The organism is Melittangium boletus DSM 14713, from assembly GCF_002305855.1.
In the GTDB taxonomy this organism is placed as follows: domain Bacteria; phylum Myxococcota; class Myxococcia; order Myxococcales; family Myxococcaceae; genus Cystobacter; species Cystobacter boletus.
The window spans coordinates 7,364,618-7,380,898 of record NZ_CP022163.1 but is presented as its reverse complement, the minus strand read 5'-3'; the positions used below and the strand labels follow the sequence as shown (position 1 = coordinate 7,380,898).

The following is a 16,281-nucleotide window of genomic DNA, read 5'->3' as shown; positions in this document are numbered from 1 at the left end:
GCACCCCCCTCCCCATCGACACGGCTTGCCTCACGTGGGTGCAGCCGCCGGAGCCGCCGCATGAAGAGGATGTATCCCGTCGTCACCTCCCTCGTGGGGCTCGGCCTGCTGTTCGGGGCCGGCGCCGCCGGGGCCGCCACCACGCTGACCATCGGTACCGTCAACAACGGCGACATGGTCCGCATGCAATCCCTGGCGAAGGTGTACGAAGACAGGCATCCGGACGTGCTGCTCAACTGGCTCGTGTTGGACGAGAACACACTGCGCCAGCGGCTCACCACGGACATCACCACCGGGGGTGGCCAGTTCGACATCATCACCATCGGCGCCTACGAGGCCCCCATGTGGGGCCGCCAGAAGTGGCTGATGCCGCTGGAGAGCTTCTCGCCCACGTATGACGTGGACGACCTCATGCCCAACGTGCGCAAGCAGTTGAGCGTGGACGGTACCCTGTACGCCCTGCCCTTCTACTCCGAGGGCTCCATCACCTATTTCCGCAAGGACTTGTTCGCCGCGAAGGGGCTGAACATGCCCGCGGAGCCCACGTGGAGTGAGATCCGCGGCTTCGCCGAGAAGCTGCACGACCCCGCCCACGGCATGTATGGCATCTGCCTGCGAGGCAAGGCGGGCTGGGGCGAGAACATCGCCATCATCACCACGGTGGTGAACGCCTACGGAGGCCGCTGGTTCGACGAGAAGTGGGAGCCCCAGCTCGACACGCCCGAGTGGCACCAGGCGGTGAACTTCTACGTGGATCTGCTGTCGACCTTTGGCCCGCCGGGCCCGAGCAGCAACGGCTTCAACGAGAACCTGACGCTCTTCAACGCGGGCAAGTGCGCCATGTGGGTGGACGCGAGCGTGGCGGGCGCCTTCGTCACCGACAAGACCCAGAGCCTGGTGCCGGACAAGGTGGGGTTCGTCAAGGCACCCCGCGCGGTCACCGACAAGGGCAGCTCGTGGCTGTGGACCTGGTCCCTCGCGGTGCCCGCGAGCTCGCGCCAGAAGCAGGCCGCGTTCGAGTTCATCCAATGGGCCACGTCCAAGGAGTACGGCGACCTCGTGGCGCAGCGCTATGGCATCTCCGCCATGCCTCCGGGCACGCGGCTGTCCACGTACACGAACCCGGACTACCTCGCGAACACGCCCTTCGCCCGCGTCACCCAGGAAGCCATCCAGACGGCCAATCCCGACTCCCCCACGCTCAAGCCCGTGCCGTACACCGGCGTGCAGTTCGCCACCATCCCCGAGTTCCAGGCCATCGGCAGCATGGTGGGCCGGCAGATCTCCGGAGCGCTCGCGGGCTTTGGCCGCGTGGACGAAGTGCTGCACACCTCGCAAGGGGCGGCGCGGCGCACCATGAAGCGCGCGGGCTACTACGACACGAAGTGAGCGCGCCTCTCCGTCCTTTCTCCCTCCTTCATTCTTACCCCCCAGGAGTGCCGTGATGAGCGAAGCCCGCCATCCCAGCCGCGCCGGACGCCTCACCGCGTCTCCGGCGATCATCATGCTGTTCGCATGGATGATCGTGCCGCTGGTCATGACGCTGTATTTCTCCACCCAGTATTACAACCTGCTCTACCCGGGCAAAACGAAGTTCGTGGGTCTGGAGAACTTCACCTACTTCTTCACCTACCCGAGCTTCCTGACGAGCCTCGTCAACACGCTGCTGCTGGTGGGCAGCGTGCTCGTCATCACCGTGGTGCTGGGCGTGCTCATCAGCGTGCTGGTGGACGCGCGTTTCCCGGGCCAGGGCATCGTGCGCATGCTGCTCATCTCGCCCTTCTTCATCATGCCCACGGTGAGCGCGCTGGTCTGGAAGAACCTGTTGATGAACCCCGTGTCGGGGCTCTTCGCGTGGCTGTTCCAGCTCGTGGGCCTCACGCCCATCAACTGGTTCTCCGACTGGCCCCTCTTGTCCATCATCCTCATCGTCGCGTGGGAGTGGCTGCCCTTCGCCATCCTCATCTTCGTGACGTCCCTGCAGTCCATGGATCAGGAGCAGAAGGAAGCCGCGCAGATGGACGGCGCCACGCCCGTGGCCGTCTTCCGCCACCTGACGCTGCCGCACCTGGCGCGGCCCATCGCGGTGGTGGTGATGGTGGAGTCCATCTTCCTGCTCAACATCTTCGCGGAGATCTTCACCACCACGGGCGGCGGCCCCGGCGACGCCACCACCAACCTGCCCTTCCTCATCTTCACCCAGGCCCTGCTCGAGTTCGACGTGGGCGCGGCCAGCGCGGGCGGCCTCGTCGCCGTGGTGCTCGCCAACCTGGTCGCCGTCTTCCTGATCCGCCTGATCGGCAAATCCCTCACCGAGGCTTGAACCCCCCATGCCCGACTTGAAAAAACGCCGCCGGGTCACCGAGACGATTCGAGCGATCTGCGCCTGGCTCGTCGCCCTCATCGTCTTCTTCCCCATCTTCTGGATGGTGCTCACCAGCTTCAAGACGGAGCTGGGCGCCTTCTCCATGCCCCCCGAGTTCCTCTTCACGCCCACGCTGGAGAACTACCGGGAGATCCTCGAGCGCAACAACTACCTGCACTTCGCCTGGAACTCGCTCGTCACCAGCGGCGGCGCCACGCTCCTGGGCATGCTCGTGGCGGTGCCGGCGGCCTACTCGTTCGCCTTCCACCCCAGCCAGCGCACCCAGGGCACCCTCATGTGGATGCTGTCCACCAAGATGCTGCCCGGAGTGGGCGTGCTGGTGCCCATCTACCTGCTCGCGCGCGCCTCGGGCCTGCTCGACTCGCGCATCCTGCTCGTCATCGTGTTCGCGCTCGTCAACCTGCCCATCATGGTGTGGATGATCTACACCTACTTCCGCGACATCCCCCGGGACATCCTGGAAGCCGCGCGCATGGACGGCGCCACCACCGCCCAGGAAATCTACCGCGTGCTCCTGCCGGTGAGCCGCGGAGGCCTGGCCTCCACCGCGCTCCTGGCGCTCATCCTCAACTGGAACGAGGCCTTCTGGTCCCTCAACCTGACCACCACCAAGGCCGCGCCGCTCAGCGCCCTGGTCGCCTCGTTCGCCAGCCCCGAAGGCCTCTTCTGGGCCAAGCTCTCCGCCATTTCCACCCTCGCCTGCGCTCCGATCCTGATACTGGGCTGGGGCTCTCAGAAACAACTCGTCCGCGGCCTGACCTTCGGCGCCGTCAAGTAACGGAGCACGTCCCATGGCACGTCTCGAAATCCAATCCCTGACCAAGTCCTTCGGTGACACGCGAGTCATCAAGGGCGTGGACCTGCGCATCGAGGACCGCGAGTTCTGCGTCTTCCTGGGCCCCTCCGGCTGCGGCAAGTCCACCCTGCTGCGCCTCATCGCCGGCCTGGAGGAAGCCACCTCGGGCGAGATCCGCCTGGACGGGCAGGCCATCACGGACCTTCCCCCGGCCAAACGCAACCTGGCCATGGTGTTCCAGTCCTATGCGCTCTACCCGCATATGAGCATCCGGGAGAACATGTCCTTCTCCTTGAAGCTGGCCAAGGCGGACCAGAAGCTCATCGACGAGAAGGTGGGTCGCGCCGCGCGCATCCTGGAATTGGAGCCGCTGCTGGACCGCAAGCCGGGAGCGCTCTCCGGCGGCCAGCGCCAGCGCGTCGCCATCGGCCGCGCCATCGTCCGCGAGCCGCGCATCTTCCTGTTCGACGAGCCCCTGTCCAACCTGGACGCCTCCCTGCGCGTGCAGATGCGCCTGGAGATCGCCCGGCTGCACCAGGAGCTCAAGGCGACGATGATCTACGTCACCCACGATCAGGTCGAGGCGATGACCCTGGCCGACAAGGTGGTCATCTTCAACGCGGGCAACATCGAGCAGGCCGGCGCCCCGCAGGAGCTCTACCGCCGCCCCGCCAACCGCTTCGTCGCGGGCTTCCTCGGCATGCCGCAGATGGCCTTCCTGGACGCCACCCGGACGGGCTCGACCCTGACCCTGGCCAACGGCAGCGGCATCACCCAGCCTCCGGGCCTGACCGCCGTCGCCGAGGGCAGCCGCGTGACGGTGGGCGTCCGTCCGGAACAGCTCGCGCTGGGCCAGGCGGGACAGGGAACGCTGGACGGCCGCGTGGAGATGATCGAACGGCTGGGCAGTGAGGCCTATGCCTACCTCTCCGTGCCACAGCTGGGGCGCGTCACCGTGCGCTGCGACGGAGATGTGGGCTCGATCGAGGGCACGACGGCCTCCGTCGTCCTCAATCCCGAGCGCGTCCACGTCTTCGACGCCAACGGCGTCGCCATCCACCATCCCACCTTCAGCTGAGCTACACCCCCGCCCCCATGCACACTCTCGATCAGGCCCACCTCTCCAGCCTGCCCTCCACCGTCGTCCGCCCCGGCTATGACCGGAGCAAGGTCCGCGCGGGCATCGCCCACATCGGCGTGGGCGGCTTCCACCGCGCGCACGAGGCCATCTACACCGACCGCGCCCTCGCCCGGCCCGGCCAGGAGGGCTGGGGCCTCTGTGGCATCAACCTGCTGCCCCATGACGCCGCCATGGCCGCGGCCATGAAGAAGCAGGACGGCCTCTACACCGTGAGCGAGATGGCGCCGGACGGCTCCCACGTCTCGCGCGTCGTCGAGTGCATGGTGGAATACCTCTACGCTCCGGACAGCCCGGAGGCGGTGCTCGCGAAGCTGAGCCACCCGGACATCCGCATCGTCTCGCTGACCATCACCGAGGGCGGCTACCTCATCGACGAGCACGGGACGTTCAACCTCAAGCACCCCGCCGTCGCGCATGACCTGGCCCACCCCGGCTCACCCCAGGGCGTGTTCGGCTACCTCGTGGAGGCGCTGGCGCGCCGCCGCGCCGCGGGCGTGAAGCCCTTCACCGTCATGTCCTGCGACAACCTGCGCCACAACGGCTCCCAGGCCAAACGCGCCGTGGTGGCCTTCGCCAAGGCGAGGGATCCGGAGCTCGCCGCGTGGATCGAGCGCGAGGTCGCCTTCCCCAACGGCATGGTGGACCGCATCACCCCGGCGACGGACAACGCCGCCCGGCAGAAGCTGCGCGACCTGACCCAGGTGGACGATGCCGCCCCGGTCATCTGCGAGGACTTCATCCAGTGGGTGCTGGAGGACAACTTCCCCAACGGCCGCCCCGAGTGGGACGCCGTGGGCGTGATGTTCACCCAGGACGTGTCGCCCTACGAGGACGCGAAGATCCGCCTGCTCAACGCGACCCACACCATGCTGTCCTACCCAGCCTATCTGTCGGGCCTGCGCAAGGTGGACGACGCGCTGCACGATCCGCTCTTCTTCGGCTACCTGCGCGGCTTCCTGGATCATGACGCGGGCGTGTGGCTCAAGTCCCTGCCGGGGCTCGACATCCCCTCCTACAAGGACAAGCTGCTCGAGCGCTTCGGCAACCGCGCCGTGGGCGATCAACTCGCGCGGCTGTGCATGGATGGCGGCTCGAAGATCTCCGGCTTCGTCCTGCCCACCCTGCACCCCATCCTCGCCAACAACCGCCCGTACCACCGCATCGCGTTCTTCCTCGCCGCCTACGACCGCTACCTCAAGGGCACGGACGAGAAGGGCGAGCCCCACACGCTCAACGAGCCCAACGCGCGCCACCTGCTCGAGCCAGTCATCAAGAGCGATTCGCCCATGACGCTCATCCAGCTCAAGGAGGTCGTCGGCACGCAGATTCCAGCGCACCCGGGCTTCGTGGAGCTGTACCTCAAGCTGCGCAAGCAGATCGACGAGCAGGGCGTGGTCGCCACGCTCAAGTCGCTCGACGCATCGCGCGAGTCCCCTCCCTCCGCCCAGGCCTGAGGAAACGAGCGAGCCATGACGCGCCTCATCGCCTTCGGCGAAGCCCTGGTCGACATGCTGTCCAGCCGACTGGGCACCTCCAGCGCGCAGGAAACCTTCACGCCCTATGCGGGGGGGGCTCCGGCCAACGTGGCCGTGGCCTGCGCGCGGCTGGGCGTACCGAGCCTCTTCGTCGGCATGCTGGGGCGCGACCGCTTCGGGGACTTCATCCTCGATGAATTGTCCTCGCACGGCGTGGACGTGAGCCACGTGGCGCGCACCGGCGAGGCGAAGACCGCCCTGGCCTTCGTCTCCCGGGACGCGTCCGGGGAGCGCCGCTTCGACTTCTACCGGCCTCCCTCGGCGGACCTGCTGTACCGGCCCGAACACCTGCCCGCGAACCTGTTCGACTCCGAGTCCATCCTCCACCTGTGCTCGAACACGCTGACGGAGGAGGCCATCACTGCCACCACCTTCGCGGTGGCGGAGCGCGCGGCGGCGGCCGGGGCGCTCATCAGCGTGGACGCCAACATCCGCGCCAACCTGTGGCCGGGCCATCGCGTGGATACGGCCCGCGTCACCGCGCTGCTCGACCAGGCCCAGCTCATCAAGCTGGCGCGCGAGGAGTTGGACCTGCTGCGCGGAGCGGCCTCCGAGGAGAGCTATCTCCAGGCCCGTCTGGCGTCCGGGGCGGCGTTGATCGTCATCACCGACGGAGGCGAGCCCGTGACCGCGGTGACGGCGCACGGTCAGCTCCGGGTGACACCGCCGAAGGTCCAGGTCGTCGACACCACGGCGGCGGGAGATGCCTTCATCGGCGGCCTGCTCTCGCGCCTGGTGGACGCGCGGCTCACCCGTGGCACCCTCTCCACCTGGACCGCCGACGAGGCCCGGATGCGCGAGTCCCTGGAGTTCGCCACGCGCTGCGGAGCCTTCACGGTGACCCGGCCAGGCTCCTACGCGGCGCTGCCCCGGCGCGACGACCTGGCGGCACTCCGCTCCTGAGAGACCGCGCTCACCTCCCGGTGAGTGGAGCACCCTGTGAATGCACAGTCCCCTGGGGACCCTCGCCGGGGTCCTTATGTGCCCCGCCCTCTATCGGACTGGCGGGTGCAGATTCCGGCGTACCCGGCTCCGACGACGCGGGCGGTGGAGAGACGGGAGCGGGCACAACCGAAGGCGGTGCCTCGGGAGCTGGCGGAGAAACCAAGGTTGGCGGCGTCGGCGCGGGCGTATTGGCAGGTGGGGAGGTTGGCTCAAGTGGAGAAGAACCCGGATGGGAAGGAATGGCCTCGGCGTCCTCCCCCACCATGGGCGGGACTTCACCCACTATCTCTCCCTGAGGGGTCACCGCATATTCATACCATCCATCGAGCACACGCACTCGCGGGCCGCCGCACCGGTTGAAGTGCTGGCTTACCACCACGTAATACAATCCCGACGTCGAGTCCTTGAAGACGGCGACATCCAAGCCCTGCTCGGGGCTCGAGCACCCCCAGAACAAATCTGGATACGGATTGGTCCGCACCATCTCGCGGATGGCGGCCGCCGCGGCGAGTGCGGCTCCCGCCTCGACGGAGGGGACGAGGAGTTGGGTCGAGGATTCGTCTGGCCACTCGACCGGACCCTTCCTAGCGGCCGCGGGCACGGCACATCCCGAGAGCACCACCGCGAGCAATGCGAGCGCAAATACCTTGTTCATTTCGTTTTCCCGGCCCACATACGGCTGACGCCTACTCGCGCAACAATCGCAGAGGACCATGACTGCATTGGGGTACGCGACCGCGACTGTGATTGTCTGGTTCCCGCGGAACGCAGGTGCCAAGGGTGACCCAATGATCCCGCCCATCACTCCACTGCTGTATTTCCCCTGTGGGGAAATAGCGCAGGAAGATGCGCGTACCGTCCTGACGCTCCGCCACCAGTGCCGAAGCCATCTCGATGCTCGTACTCTTGTAAATGGCAGGACTCGGGTTGCCCGGAATCAGGCGGACTTCCGCCATGGACACATATGGATCGAGGCTATCCGTAGGCCATGCACCGAGATCGAGCGAGGAGGGAGTCGAAGCACACGGGTGATTGTGGATGTACCCCACAACCCAGACTTGAGAGTCAGGGTAGTCGTCATCCTTCACCTTGAAGAACGGTTTGCATGAACTGTGGTTTCCCTGACTGGGCTCGGTCACTCGCCAGGAGAGGGATTCACGACCGCCAGCAACATAGACCGTCGAGCAATACTCCGTGGACAAACCCACCAGGGGCCGATTCTCCGCGGGGTCACACACCTTGGCACCAGGAAGCATGAGAAGCGCGTCCGCCGCGTCCCGGAGCAAAGTGATGGGGATGGAGGCATCTCCCGCGGGCATTTCAACGGCGGGAACCTGCGACCAAGGCCCCTTGGCGACGACCATCCCCCGCGCCAGGGTGTTCGTTTCAGGTGGAGTGGCGCACCCCACTCCGAGCAGAAGAATCGGCAACGAACCCTTCATGGACGTCATCTTTCCCCAGCGGCTTGCCAGGAAGCCGCACGGCAGCACACGGACTTCATCATGCCACGTGCGGGGTGACTGGCGCCGCGACATAGGCTCGAAACCGAGCGATGCGGTTCGCCAAGCGGGGGGGGGCTGTAAGGCACGCCCCCGGTGAAAAAATCCGCATAGCCACTCACATTGTCACACCAGCGAGTGGTCGCCGCCACGCGGTAGGTGCCCAGGCAATGAGGAACCTTCACGGTGACCCGGACAGGCGCCTACGCGGGCGAAAAAAGTCGGGCCCGTGTCGATCCGTCCAGCGCCCATTCGTCGCTGGACTGAACGGCCACGGCCGATCTCAACCCCGGAAGGGAAAGGACTCCCCCATGCCCAACGTCGACATCCAGCACCCCGCGAACCTCACCCTCTCACTGACGCGTCTCATCGATGCGCCGCGCGAAGTGGTCTTCAAGGCCTGGCTCGAGCACCTGACCGAGTGGTGGGCCCCTTCGGCATGACCACGCCCGAATGCGAAATGGAGCTCAAGCCCGGCGGCATCTTCCGCACCCTGATGCGCGACGACAAGGGCAACACGTACCCCAGCGCCGGTGTCTTCCTCGAGGTCAACGCCCCGGAACGAATCGTCTTCACCGATGCCTTCAAGCCCGGCTGGGTACCGGCGGAAAAGGCGTTCATGACCGGCGTTTTCACCTTCGAGGAAGAAGGAGGCAAGACCCGCTACACCGCTCGCGCGCTGCACTGGAACGCGGACGATTGCGCCTCTCACGCCCAGATGGGCTTCCACGAGGGCTGGGGCAGCGCCGCCGACCAGTTCGTCGCGGTCGTCACCCGCCTCAAGGCCTGACACGAAAACCCCAGCACCCATCCGAGAGCACTGCTCTCACGTCACCACGATCTTCCGCCGAAACGGCTGCTGTCGGCTCTTGGTGACGTACGTCGCTGGTGGGTTCGAATAGCTGTCCTGGCAGATCTTCTGCGGCTGCGAGTACAACCACCAGGAGTTGTCATCGTCGTGGTAGTGCAAGAAGTTGAAGCCGTTGACCTCGTCGTTGAAAACCTCCGTCCGCGCCTTGTTGAACTGCCTGCCTGGCACGAATTCGTACTCCTCGTGGGTCAGCCAGTCATAGACCTTCCGCGGAAACTTCCCCGTCCCGAGCTGCTTGGGGAGGTAGACGGGATTGGAGCTGGCCGATTGGTAGTGCCAGGCGCGCAGGAACTTCTCCCCCAGGGGTGAGTCGGTCACCACCAGATGACAGCCATTCATGCCTCCGGTGAAGACGAACTTGTGGGGCGGGTTCTGTCGCGGGAAGTCGACGAAGCCCATGTGCTCGGGCTTCTTGATGCCGCCCGTCTTGTACGGGAAGTAGTAGGCCTTGATCGCACTGGGCCAGGCGGCCGACCATTTCCAGAGCATGGGAACCTGGCTGTTGTACCGCTGGTGGATCTTCGCCAGGTTCACCTTCCTCTGGGTCTGGTTGATCTCGATCTCCACTTCCGCGTCCAGCCGGTTGTTCGAGATGCTGAAGAAGTTCTCGATGTTGGGCCGGAGCATGACGTTGGTTGTCCCCTTGTAGACGACGGGAACGAACTGGAATTCCATCATGTTCACCAGGCCGCTATCGAGCACGGAAAGGAACTCGGTCGCGTTGGCGGACTTCTTGGCGTCGGGCCCCGCCAAGGTGCACCAGATGGCCTGTACCGGGCGCGAGTTGTTGACCAGCTTGTTGCGGATATAACTCCAGGGGTCCTTGACGAATTCGGCTGTCTCGTCTGCCATGAGAATCCTCCGAGGACTCGGTTTCCAGGTCCCCTCAAAAGCAAGATACAGGTCCCGGACCACGCTCGGAAAGTCCGAGCGGTGAACAGACTCCGTCACGTCCGTGGCTACTGGAGTTCGACGTAGGCACGGAGCCGGGTCGTCCGGGTCTCCTCGTACGGACTGGAAGCCGCGCTTCCGGTGAAGAAGTCCGCGTAGCCACTCACGTTGGCACGCCATGTGGTGGTCGCCGCCACGCGGTAGGAACCCGCGGGAATGGTGGTGACCGGGGCGATGTCCGCGGGAAGCGCGAAGGGCGTGAATGAAGTGATGAAGGTGGGAGCCATCACGCTCCAATCCAGGGGACCCGGCCCGATCGTGGCCGCGAGTTCCACCTCCGTCAGGTGCGCGGAGCCATCGGGGCTCCAGCCCAGGACGAGGCCAGAGCGCGAGGCCCTGGCCGGGGCCTCCAGGGTCCCCACCCCCGGCGAGGTGATGCGCAGGGGGTTCAGGAACGAGACCGCGGCGGACGAGGTCCCGCTCACGGGTACCGCCGTCTGAACCATTCCTCCCGGGAGCGTCGCCGCGTCACCCACGGAGACGCGAAGCATCGGGGTGAGGGTATCGAACGGAGCCGTCCGGGCGACCGCCGGGATCGAGAGGGGCAGTTGCCCCGAGGCATTCGTGCTGAAGAGGAGCTGGCCACCCAGGATGTACTGGAGCGTGGCGCTCGCCTCGCCCTCCGGGTCGAATCCGCCCGCCACCGTCACTCCGAGCGACTGATCCACGGGGTGGTCGAGCGCGACCTCCAGCCCCGAGACACTCGCGCCGGAGCCGACGGCGATGTCCCGCTTGAGCCCGACCCGGAGGACCTTTCCCCCGGGGCCCTCGGTCTCCCGGGCGAAGAGATCCACCTCGCCAGGTGCGTCACCCCGAACGTCGATGCTGAAGGAGCCATCCCCGGCCAGCGTCGTGAGCCCATAGAGGCCCGTGCCGACCGCGACGACGGACAGAGCGCTGGGATTGGCCGCGCCGGTCACCTTCCCGGACAGAGTGCCCTGCTTCGTCCAGGGAATGGCCGATTGCGGGTACATGAAGCTCGGCAGCCAGACCTCCGCCCCGTCGAGCGCGAGCCAGGTCTTCACCTGCACCGTTCCGGTGGAGCCCACCATCACCAGACTCACGTCCCGCGTCCCCGAGACGATCGGCTCATGGAACCGCACGACGCCGCTGTCGTCGAGGCGTTCACGGAACCCGCGGCCATCGCCGAGCAGCACGTGGACGCTCCTGTACAGCGGGAGAGTGGAGACGATCTCGGCCGGTGCGTGGACCGTGAACGTGGGCGGAGTGCCGGGAGTGGGTTCCTGCCCCGTGCCCCCGTCGGGAACCGGCTCGACGGTCCCGGGGGGCCGGCAGGCAACGAGGAGCAGGAGGAGGAGCGGTATCAGCCGACTCTGGCTCATCGAGCCGCGCTTCACGCAAATCGTCATCGGTGTTGTCACCCTCGAGGAGCAGCCTGGACTCGCATCATGCCCGAAGACATGTCGAGGACTCGGATGGGGAGCGGAGCCTGGACGTCCGGGAGGCAGCCCCGGAGGGCGAGTGAAAGCGCCGTGGCGGAAGGCTACAGTGCGGCCCGCGGCATTCGCGCCCGTGCGCGGCACCGCGACTCTTTCTCCATCCACTCCGGGGAGTACTCCGGATCAGGTCTCAGGACATGGTGATTTCCCGCCTCGCGGAAACCCCCGAACTCAACAACGCGCTCCTCGTCGGTTCCGCCGTACTGCTCTTGCTGCTCGTCAGCTGGTCCGTGCTCGTCATCTCCAGCTTCCTGCTCCACCAGGGCATCCGCGCGAGCGGAATCCAATCCCTGGCCGCCTTGGGCGAGGGCGTCTACAAGCGGGGCAGGCTGCTCGCCTCCTTCGTGTCCATTCCCGTCATCGTCGCCGGCACCGCCCTGCTCGGCTACGCGCTCTGGAGCGGCACGGATCTCCAGCCCTGGTTCGACCAGGCCCTGTTGGAGGTCACCCCCGACATCCTCAAGGCCCTGGGACGCGGCGCGGGCCTCGTGGTGCTGATGCTCATCGGCTTCTACACCTTGCAGCGCGGCGGCCGGCGATTGGTGGTCCGGGTCGAGCAGACGCTGCGCGAGCGCCAGCTGCACGAGGCGCAGCGCATCCACGTGGAGAAGCTGCTGGCGATTCTGCCGTCCGTCGTCAACCTCGCCCTGGCCAACACCGTGGTGAACCTGGCGCTCCCCGCCGTGGACCTCCCGGTCGCCATCGACTGGCTGATCTCCACCACCCTCTACATCCTGCTGCTCGTCACCGGTGGGCGGGCGCTCGTGTTCCTGCTCTACTTCCTGTCCGAGCGGCTGGTGGCCTCCTGGGAGGCCAAGAGCCAGGGCACCCCGCTCGAGGAGTATTACGCGGTCCTGCGCAGGCTGCTGCCCGTGGGCCAGAAGAGCCTCGAGGCCATCACCTATATCTCGGTGGCGACCCTGATCGTCCGCAAGTTCCAGACGCTGGAGCCCGTCGCGCCCTACGGGCCCATCCTGATCCGCGTCGTCTCGATGTTCTTCGCCGCCAGCGTGCTGGTTGAATTCGGCCGCGTCATGGTCACGCGGCTGCTGTCGGCCAGCACCTCCGTCGCCGATGACGTGCAGCGCCGGCGCCAGACGTTCATCAGCCTGATGCAGAGCATCATCAAATACGCCGTCTACTTCTGCATCTGCATGATGGTCCTCAGCGATCTCGGCGTGGATCCGACCCCCGTCCTGGCGGGCGCCGGCATCGTGGGCCTCACCGTCGGACTGGGAGCCCAGACCATCGTGCAGGATCTAATCAATGGCATCTTCCTCCTGTTCGAGGATCAGATTCTCAATGGCGACTATGTCCGCATCGGCGACACCGAGGGCATGGTGGATGAGATCACCCCCCGGGTCACACGCATCCGGGATCGCTATGGACGCCTGCACATCATGCGCAATGGTGAGATCAAGAACGTCATCAACTACAGCCGGGGATGGACGCTGGCCGTGGTGGAGATGAGCGTCGCGTATGAATCGGACCTGAGGCAAGCGCTCCGGGTCATCAACGAGGCCAGCGCCCAGTTGCCCAATCTGCTCCCGGGCAAGGCCATCGAGACGCCCAAGGTCATGGGAATCGAGACCATCGACGAGAGCTGCCTCCGGGTTCGCATCGAGACGAAGGTGGCGCCCGGGTGCCACTACGAGGTGAAGCGGGTGCTGCACATGTTGCTGGTGGAGAGCTTCAACGCCAACAAGCTGGAGATTCCCTACCCCAAGTCCGTCGAGCTCTCGCCTCCCGAGCCACTCGCTCCTCCCGGGGAGAAGGAGGCGGCCTGATCTTCCCGGAGTGGGACCGCCGCCAGGAAGGGGCGGTTCCCCTGGGCACTCGCGACAGGACAGGCAGGGGTCCTCAAGGTTCTGAGGCGTGGCGGGTCTCGCGCGCCTCGGGCCTCCCGAGCGAGGGTTGTCATGGCCCGGCGTTTGCTCAGCGCGTCCCCCATGAAAGCTCTCCTCTTCGGAATCCTCGTCGTCATCGCAGTGGGCTGTGGAGCACCCCAGAACGTGGTGCAGGAGCAACTGGAGTCCTTCGCCGCGGAACAGGAGGGCAAGGAGCGTCTCCTGGACCTGCGCGAAACGGAGCCCGCCAAGGGGCTCATCATCCGCTGCCCTCTTGGCGTGCTCTGTGATGAGCACTCCGACTACCGCAGGTATGCGTACGACACCCAGGGCATCTATCTGGCGTTCAGCTTCGACGCGGCCGTCGTCACCGACATGACGCTCGAGTCACTGCGCGAGAAGAGCCGGTTCGTCAGCTACGAACTGAAGGAAGTCGAGGGCCTGCGGGCCGCTGGCTGGCGGATCGGCACTCGCAGCGTGGTGCACCGCGCGGGCGATGCGGACTATCAGGTCCAGTTCACGGAGCTGCGGGATGGGCGGCTGAGGGGAGAAATCCACACGGCGATCGTGGCACTCACCGGACTGCGGACAGGGGATTCCGCCTGTACCCACCCACTGCAAGACGCCTCGCTCCCCGAGGATTGCGCCGCCAGCGCGTCGGCGAACATCCCCCTGCGAATCCTGTTCGACCTCCCCATCCAAACGGGCGTGCTCGACTGCCGTGGGGAGAGAAAGCCCGGGTGCGGCTGACAAGCGCTCAGGGGCCGACGCCCGGACCATTGGGGACGTTGTGGTCCGGGTTCGGGTCCAGGCCCGCGCCGCCCATGGCCGGGGGTGGAGGCGGCGTCGTCTGATCCGTACCGGTGTCCTTGGTCGCCATCGTCTTGCACCCGGCGCCAAACACCACCATTCCCGAGATCAACCCCACCAGCAGAGTCCTCGCCATGTCCTTTGCCCCTTCCATGGGTATGGGTCGAAGGAGAAGGTGGGGATCGACCCCTCGGTCCGCAGTGAGCGCCTGCCTGGCGGGCCGCTGTCACTGGAGCGGGGCCAGCCAGGGTTCGAGCTCTCGTGCGAATTCCCTGTATGCGGGCAGAACGTCGCCAATGAAGAACCCGCCAAGCTCTGGCCACTCACCCAACGAAACCACCGCGCGCCTTCCACCCAACTCTTGAACCGAGGTCTGGCTGGAGCGTAGGCGAGCGCGGAGGGAATGAACCCCCCCCAGCTCGTCCAGTACGGGGGGCCCGAGAAAGTTGAGCCAGTGGACGCCATCGAGGCGAGTACCGCGCCACTGCTCATCGGACTCCGAGGGACAGACAGACCAACCAGGGTAGCGGGCGCGACGAGCATCATCACACAGAGGCCAGTAGAGGCGTAACGCGAGCCCGGCGTGACCCGACGCGAATCGGAGCATCGACCCCATCTCCATGGCCAGTTCACGCACCCTGCGCTCCCCATGCTCTTCGATGTATTCCGTGGGGAGTGTCGCACACAGGAGACTCACGGAGGCTCGCGAGGACGCTCTCCTAGGAATTCGGGCCCGGTAAGAGAGTTCATACCCATTTCGGCTGGATGCACCTCCATTGAGCAACAACCGCGTCGCGTAACCCCGCTTCTCCATGCCACCCGCGACTCCCTCGGGAAGCTCTTCGATGAACCGAAATGACCGCTCGGGGCGAAGGAGACGGTGGATGGTTCGCCATCTCTCCACCGTCAATGCGTCACCCTCATCGTCATTCGTGAAAGCATGATGAATGGCCCTTGGTCCCTGGCCTACCCCGCGCAGGTATGAATCGACCGCGTGAGCAATTCCCTCCGCGATTTCTGGATGATCATGAGGCAGATAAAACGCGAGGCAAATGACGTCTCTCGCGAGTAATTCTCTTTTCAATCGCGGAGGCTTTCCGGACCATAGACGATACCTCACAGGAGGACGTCCCCGGTGCCGGATTCGTGGGTAGCGTACGGTCATGGACGAAGTTCGAAAAGCCCTTGCGGAGAGACAATCGCCACGGGGCAACGGTACGAGAGTTTCTGATATGCCGTGAGCTGGGCTTCCGCGCCAAAGATCGTACGCGGATCAAGCTTGTTCTTGGACAAGCAAGGAAACTTGAACTCGTAGACACATTGAACGTCGGTCGCATTACGAGTCCCATGCACGACGAAGTCGGGTCGGAGCGTGTCATGTCCCCTTTTCGTCAAGATGAACCCATTCGACTTCGGGTCTGGCTTGTAACGGGGCTCGACGGTGAAATGCTCTCGGACAGAAGACGGGAGACGAGCGCTGACACAAGCGAAAGCCGCGATATGCTTGAGATTTCCAAGCATCCTGGCAAGGGTGATGTCCTCACCCGCTTCATCGGTGCCAACGACCTGCCTACATTCTGAGTCATTTGGGAATTTTCCATTCTTGAAGGGTCGGCCGCCCTCCTGCCTCTGGTAGGCATCGTTGACATCGGCATGAGCTTGGGCAACACAATCCCTCAACACCTGCTCGACCTGATCCAGCTCGGCACCGGTGAGTGCCCTGTCCAGCAAGGAAAAGCCTTGGACGGCCTCGGCCGCATCCCTGACCTTTTGTACAACCTGACCCGTCCGCGACACCGACGGAGCGAGAAGCTCGCCTGTGCTGGGATTGATGGGAACAGCGCAGGCCGTTCCACATGACTGCTTGAAAGAAGCACGGGAGTCTATTCGCGGTCCCCCCCAGGAAGACCGGTGGCCGGAACTCACCGGTCTGGTTTGGGATCTTTGAGCGGGAACACAGGCATGAACGAAGAGCGTGGCAATCCACACCCCGATCAGCGGGACGAATGCGTGAGCCCGAATTCGGATGATTTCCATCTC

At 65.5% G+C, this 16,281-nt stretch carries 16 protein-coding genes; 10 read left to right on the top strand and 6 right to left on the bottom strand.

The features are described 5' to 3' along the window. The first annotated feature begins 60 nt into the window (after positions 1-60). Genes MEBOL_RS30655 through MEBOL_RS30630 form a run of 6 tightly spaced genes read left to right on the top strand, consistent with a single transcriptional unit; the run spans position 61 to position 6,761 of the window. Entirely contained in the window at positions 61-1,389 is a 1,329-nt protein-coding gene (locus MEBOL_RS30655; RefSeq protein ID WP_095980759.1) for an ABC transporter substrate-binding protein, read from the top strand. A gap of 55 nt (positions 1,390-1,444) precedes the next feature. Next, complete coding sequence (locus MEBOL_RS30650; RefSeq protein WP_095980758.1) at positions 1,445-2,323, top strand: carbohydrate ABC transporter permease; 879 nt, start codon at positions 1,445-1,447, stop codon at positions 2,321-2,323. A 7-nt stretch (positions 2,324-2,330) separates the two neighbouring features. Next, positions 2,331-3,164, top strand: coding sequence for a carbohydrate ABC transporter permease (locus MEBOL_RS30645; protein ID WP_095980757.1), 834 nt, complete (start codon positions 2,331-2,333; stop codon positions 3,162-3,164). 13 nt (positions 3,165-3,177) lie between these two features. Continuing rightward, positions 3,178-4,260, top strand: coding sequence for an ABC transporter ATP-binding protein (locus tag MEBOL_RS30640; RefSeq protein WP_095980756.1), 1,083 nt, complete (start codon positions 3,178-3,180; stop codon positions 4,258-4,260). A gap of 17 nt (positions 4,261-4,277) precedes the next feature. After that, entirely contained in the window at positions 4,278-5,777 is a 1,500-nt protein-coding gene (locus MEBOL_RS30635) for a mannitol dehydrogenase family protein (protein WP_095980755.1), read from the top strand. A gap of 15 nt (positions 5,778-5,792) precedes the next feature. Further along, a complete protein-coding gene (locus MEBOL_RS30630; RefSeq protein WP_095980754.1) occupies positions 5,793-6,761 on the top strand; it encodes a carbohydrate kinase family protein in 969 nt (322 codons plus the stop codon). 728 nt (positions 6,762-7,489) lie between these two features. On the opposite strand, the gene MEBOL_RS30625 is transcribed toward MEBOL_RS30630, so the two are convergent. Then, complete coding sequence (locus MEBOL_RS30625; protein ID WP_245918974.1) at positions 7,490-8,245, bottom strand: hypothetical protein; 756 nt, start codon at positions 8,243-8,245, stop codon at positions 7,490-7,492. A gap of 368 nt (positions 8,246-8,613) precedes the next feature. Between MEBOL_RS30625 and MEBOL_RS43830 the strand changes: the two genes are divergently transcribed. Both MEBOL_RS43830 and MEBOL_RS30620 read left to right on the top strand, forming a co-directional pair. Further along, complete coding sequence (locus MEBOL_RS43830) at positions 8,614-8,745, top strand: hypothetical protein (protein WP_281256603.1); 132 nt, start codon at positions 8,614-8,616, stop codon at positions 8,743-8,745. Then, entirely contained in the window at positions 8,742-9,092 is a 351-nt protein-coding gene (locus MEBOL_RS30620; RefSeq protein ID WP_218920828.1) for an SRPBCC domain-containing protein, read from the top strand. The genes MEBOL_RS43830 and MEBOL_RS30620 overlap by 4 nt, the downstream gene beginning before the upstream one ends. 36 nt (positions 9,093-9,128) lie before the next feature. Here MEBOL_RS30620 and MEBOL_RS30615 read toward each other — a convergent pair whose 3' ends face one another. Both MEBOL_RS30615 and MEBOL_RS30610 read right to left on the bottom strand, forming a co-directional pair. Further along, positions 9,129-10,025 carry a hypothetical protein gene (locus MEBOL_RS30615; protein ID WP_095980753.1) on the bottom strand — a complete coding sequence of 299 codons (897 nt, stop codon included), beginning with the start codon at positions 10,023-10,025 and terminating at the stop codon, positions 9,129-9,131. 107 nt (positions 10,026-10,132) lie between these two features. Further along, positions 10,133-11,467 (bottom strand): hypothetical protein, encoded by a 1,335-nt coding sequence (locus MEBOL_RS30610; RefSeq protein WP_157823766.1) that lies wholly within the window; start codon positions 11,465-11,467, stop codon positions 10,133-10,135. Between the two features lie 254 nt (positions 11,468-11,721). Between MEBOL_RS30610 and MEBOL_RS30605 the strand changes: the two genes are divergently transcribed. Beyond that, a complete protein-coding gene (locus MEBOL_RS30605; RefSeq protein ID WP_095980751.1) occupies positions 11,722-13,371 on the top strand; it encodes a mechanosensitive ion channel family protein in 1,650 nt (549 codons plus the stop codon). A gap of 162 nt (positions 13,372-13,533) precedes the next feature. Continuing rightward, positions 13,534-14,181 (top strand): hypothetical protein, encoded by a 648-nt coding sequence (locus MEBOL_RS30600; protein ID WP_157823765.1) that lies wholly within the window; start codon positions 13,534-13,536, stop codon positions 14,179-14,181. Between the two features lie 7 nt (positions 14,182-14,188). On the opposite strand, the gene MEBOL_RS30595 is transcribed toward MEBOL_RS30600, so the two are convergent. From MEBOL_RS30595 to MEBOL_RS41485, 3 genes are all read right to left on the bottom strand, one after another. Beyond that, positions 14,189-14,377 (bottom strand): hypothetical protein, encoded by a 189-nt coding sequence (locus MEBOL_RS30595; RefSeq protein WP_095980749.1) that lies wholly within the window; start codon positions 14,375-14,377, stop codon positions 14,189-14,191. A gap of 90 nt (positions 14,378-14,467) precedes the next feature. Continuing rightward, a complete protein-coding gene (locus tag MEBOL_RS43285) occupies positions 14,468-15,055 on the bottom strand; it encodes a type VI immunity family protein (RefSeq protein ID WP_245918973.1) in 588 nt (195 codons plus the stop codon). Positions 15,056-15,402: 347 nt separating this feature from the next. Then, positions 15,403-16,278, bottom strand: coding sequence for a hypothetical protein (locus MEBOL_RS41485; protein WP_170115619.1), 876 nt, complete (start codon positions 16,276-16,278; stop codon positions 15,403-15,405). Positions 16,279-16,281: the final 3 nt, after the last annotated feature.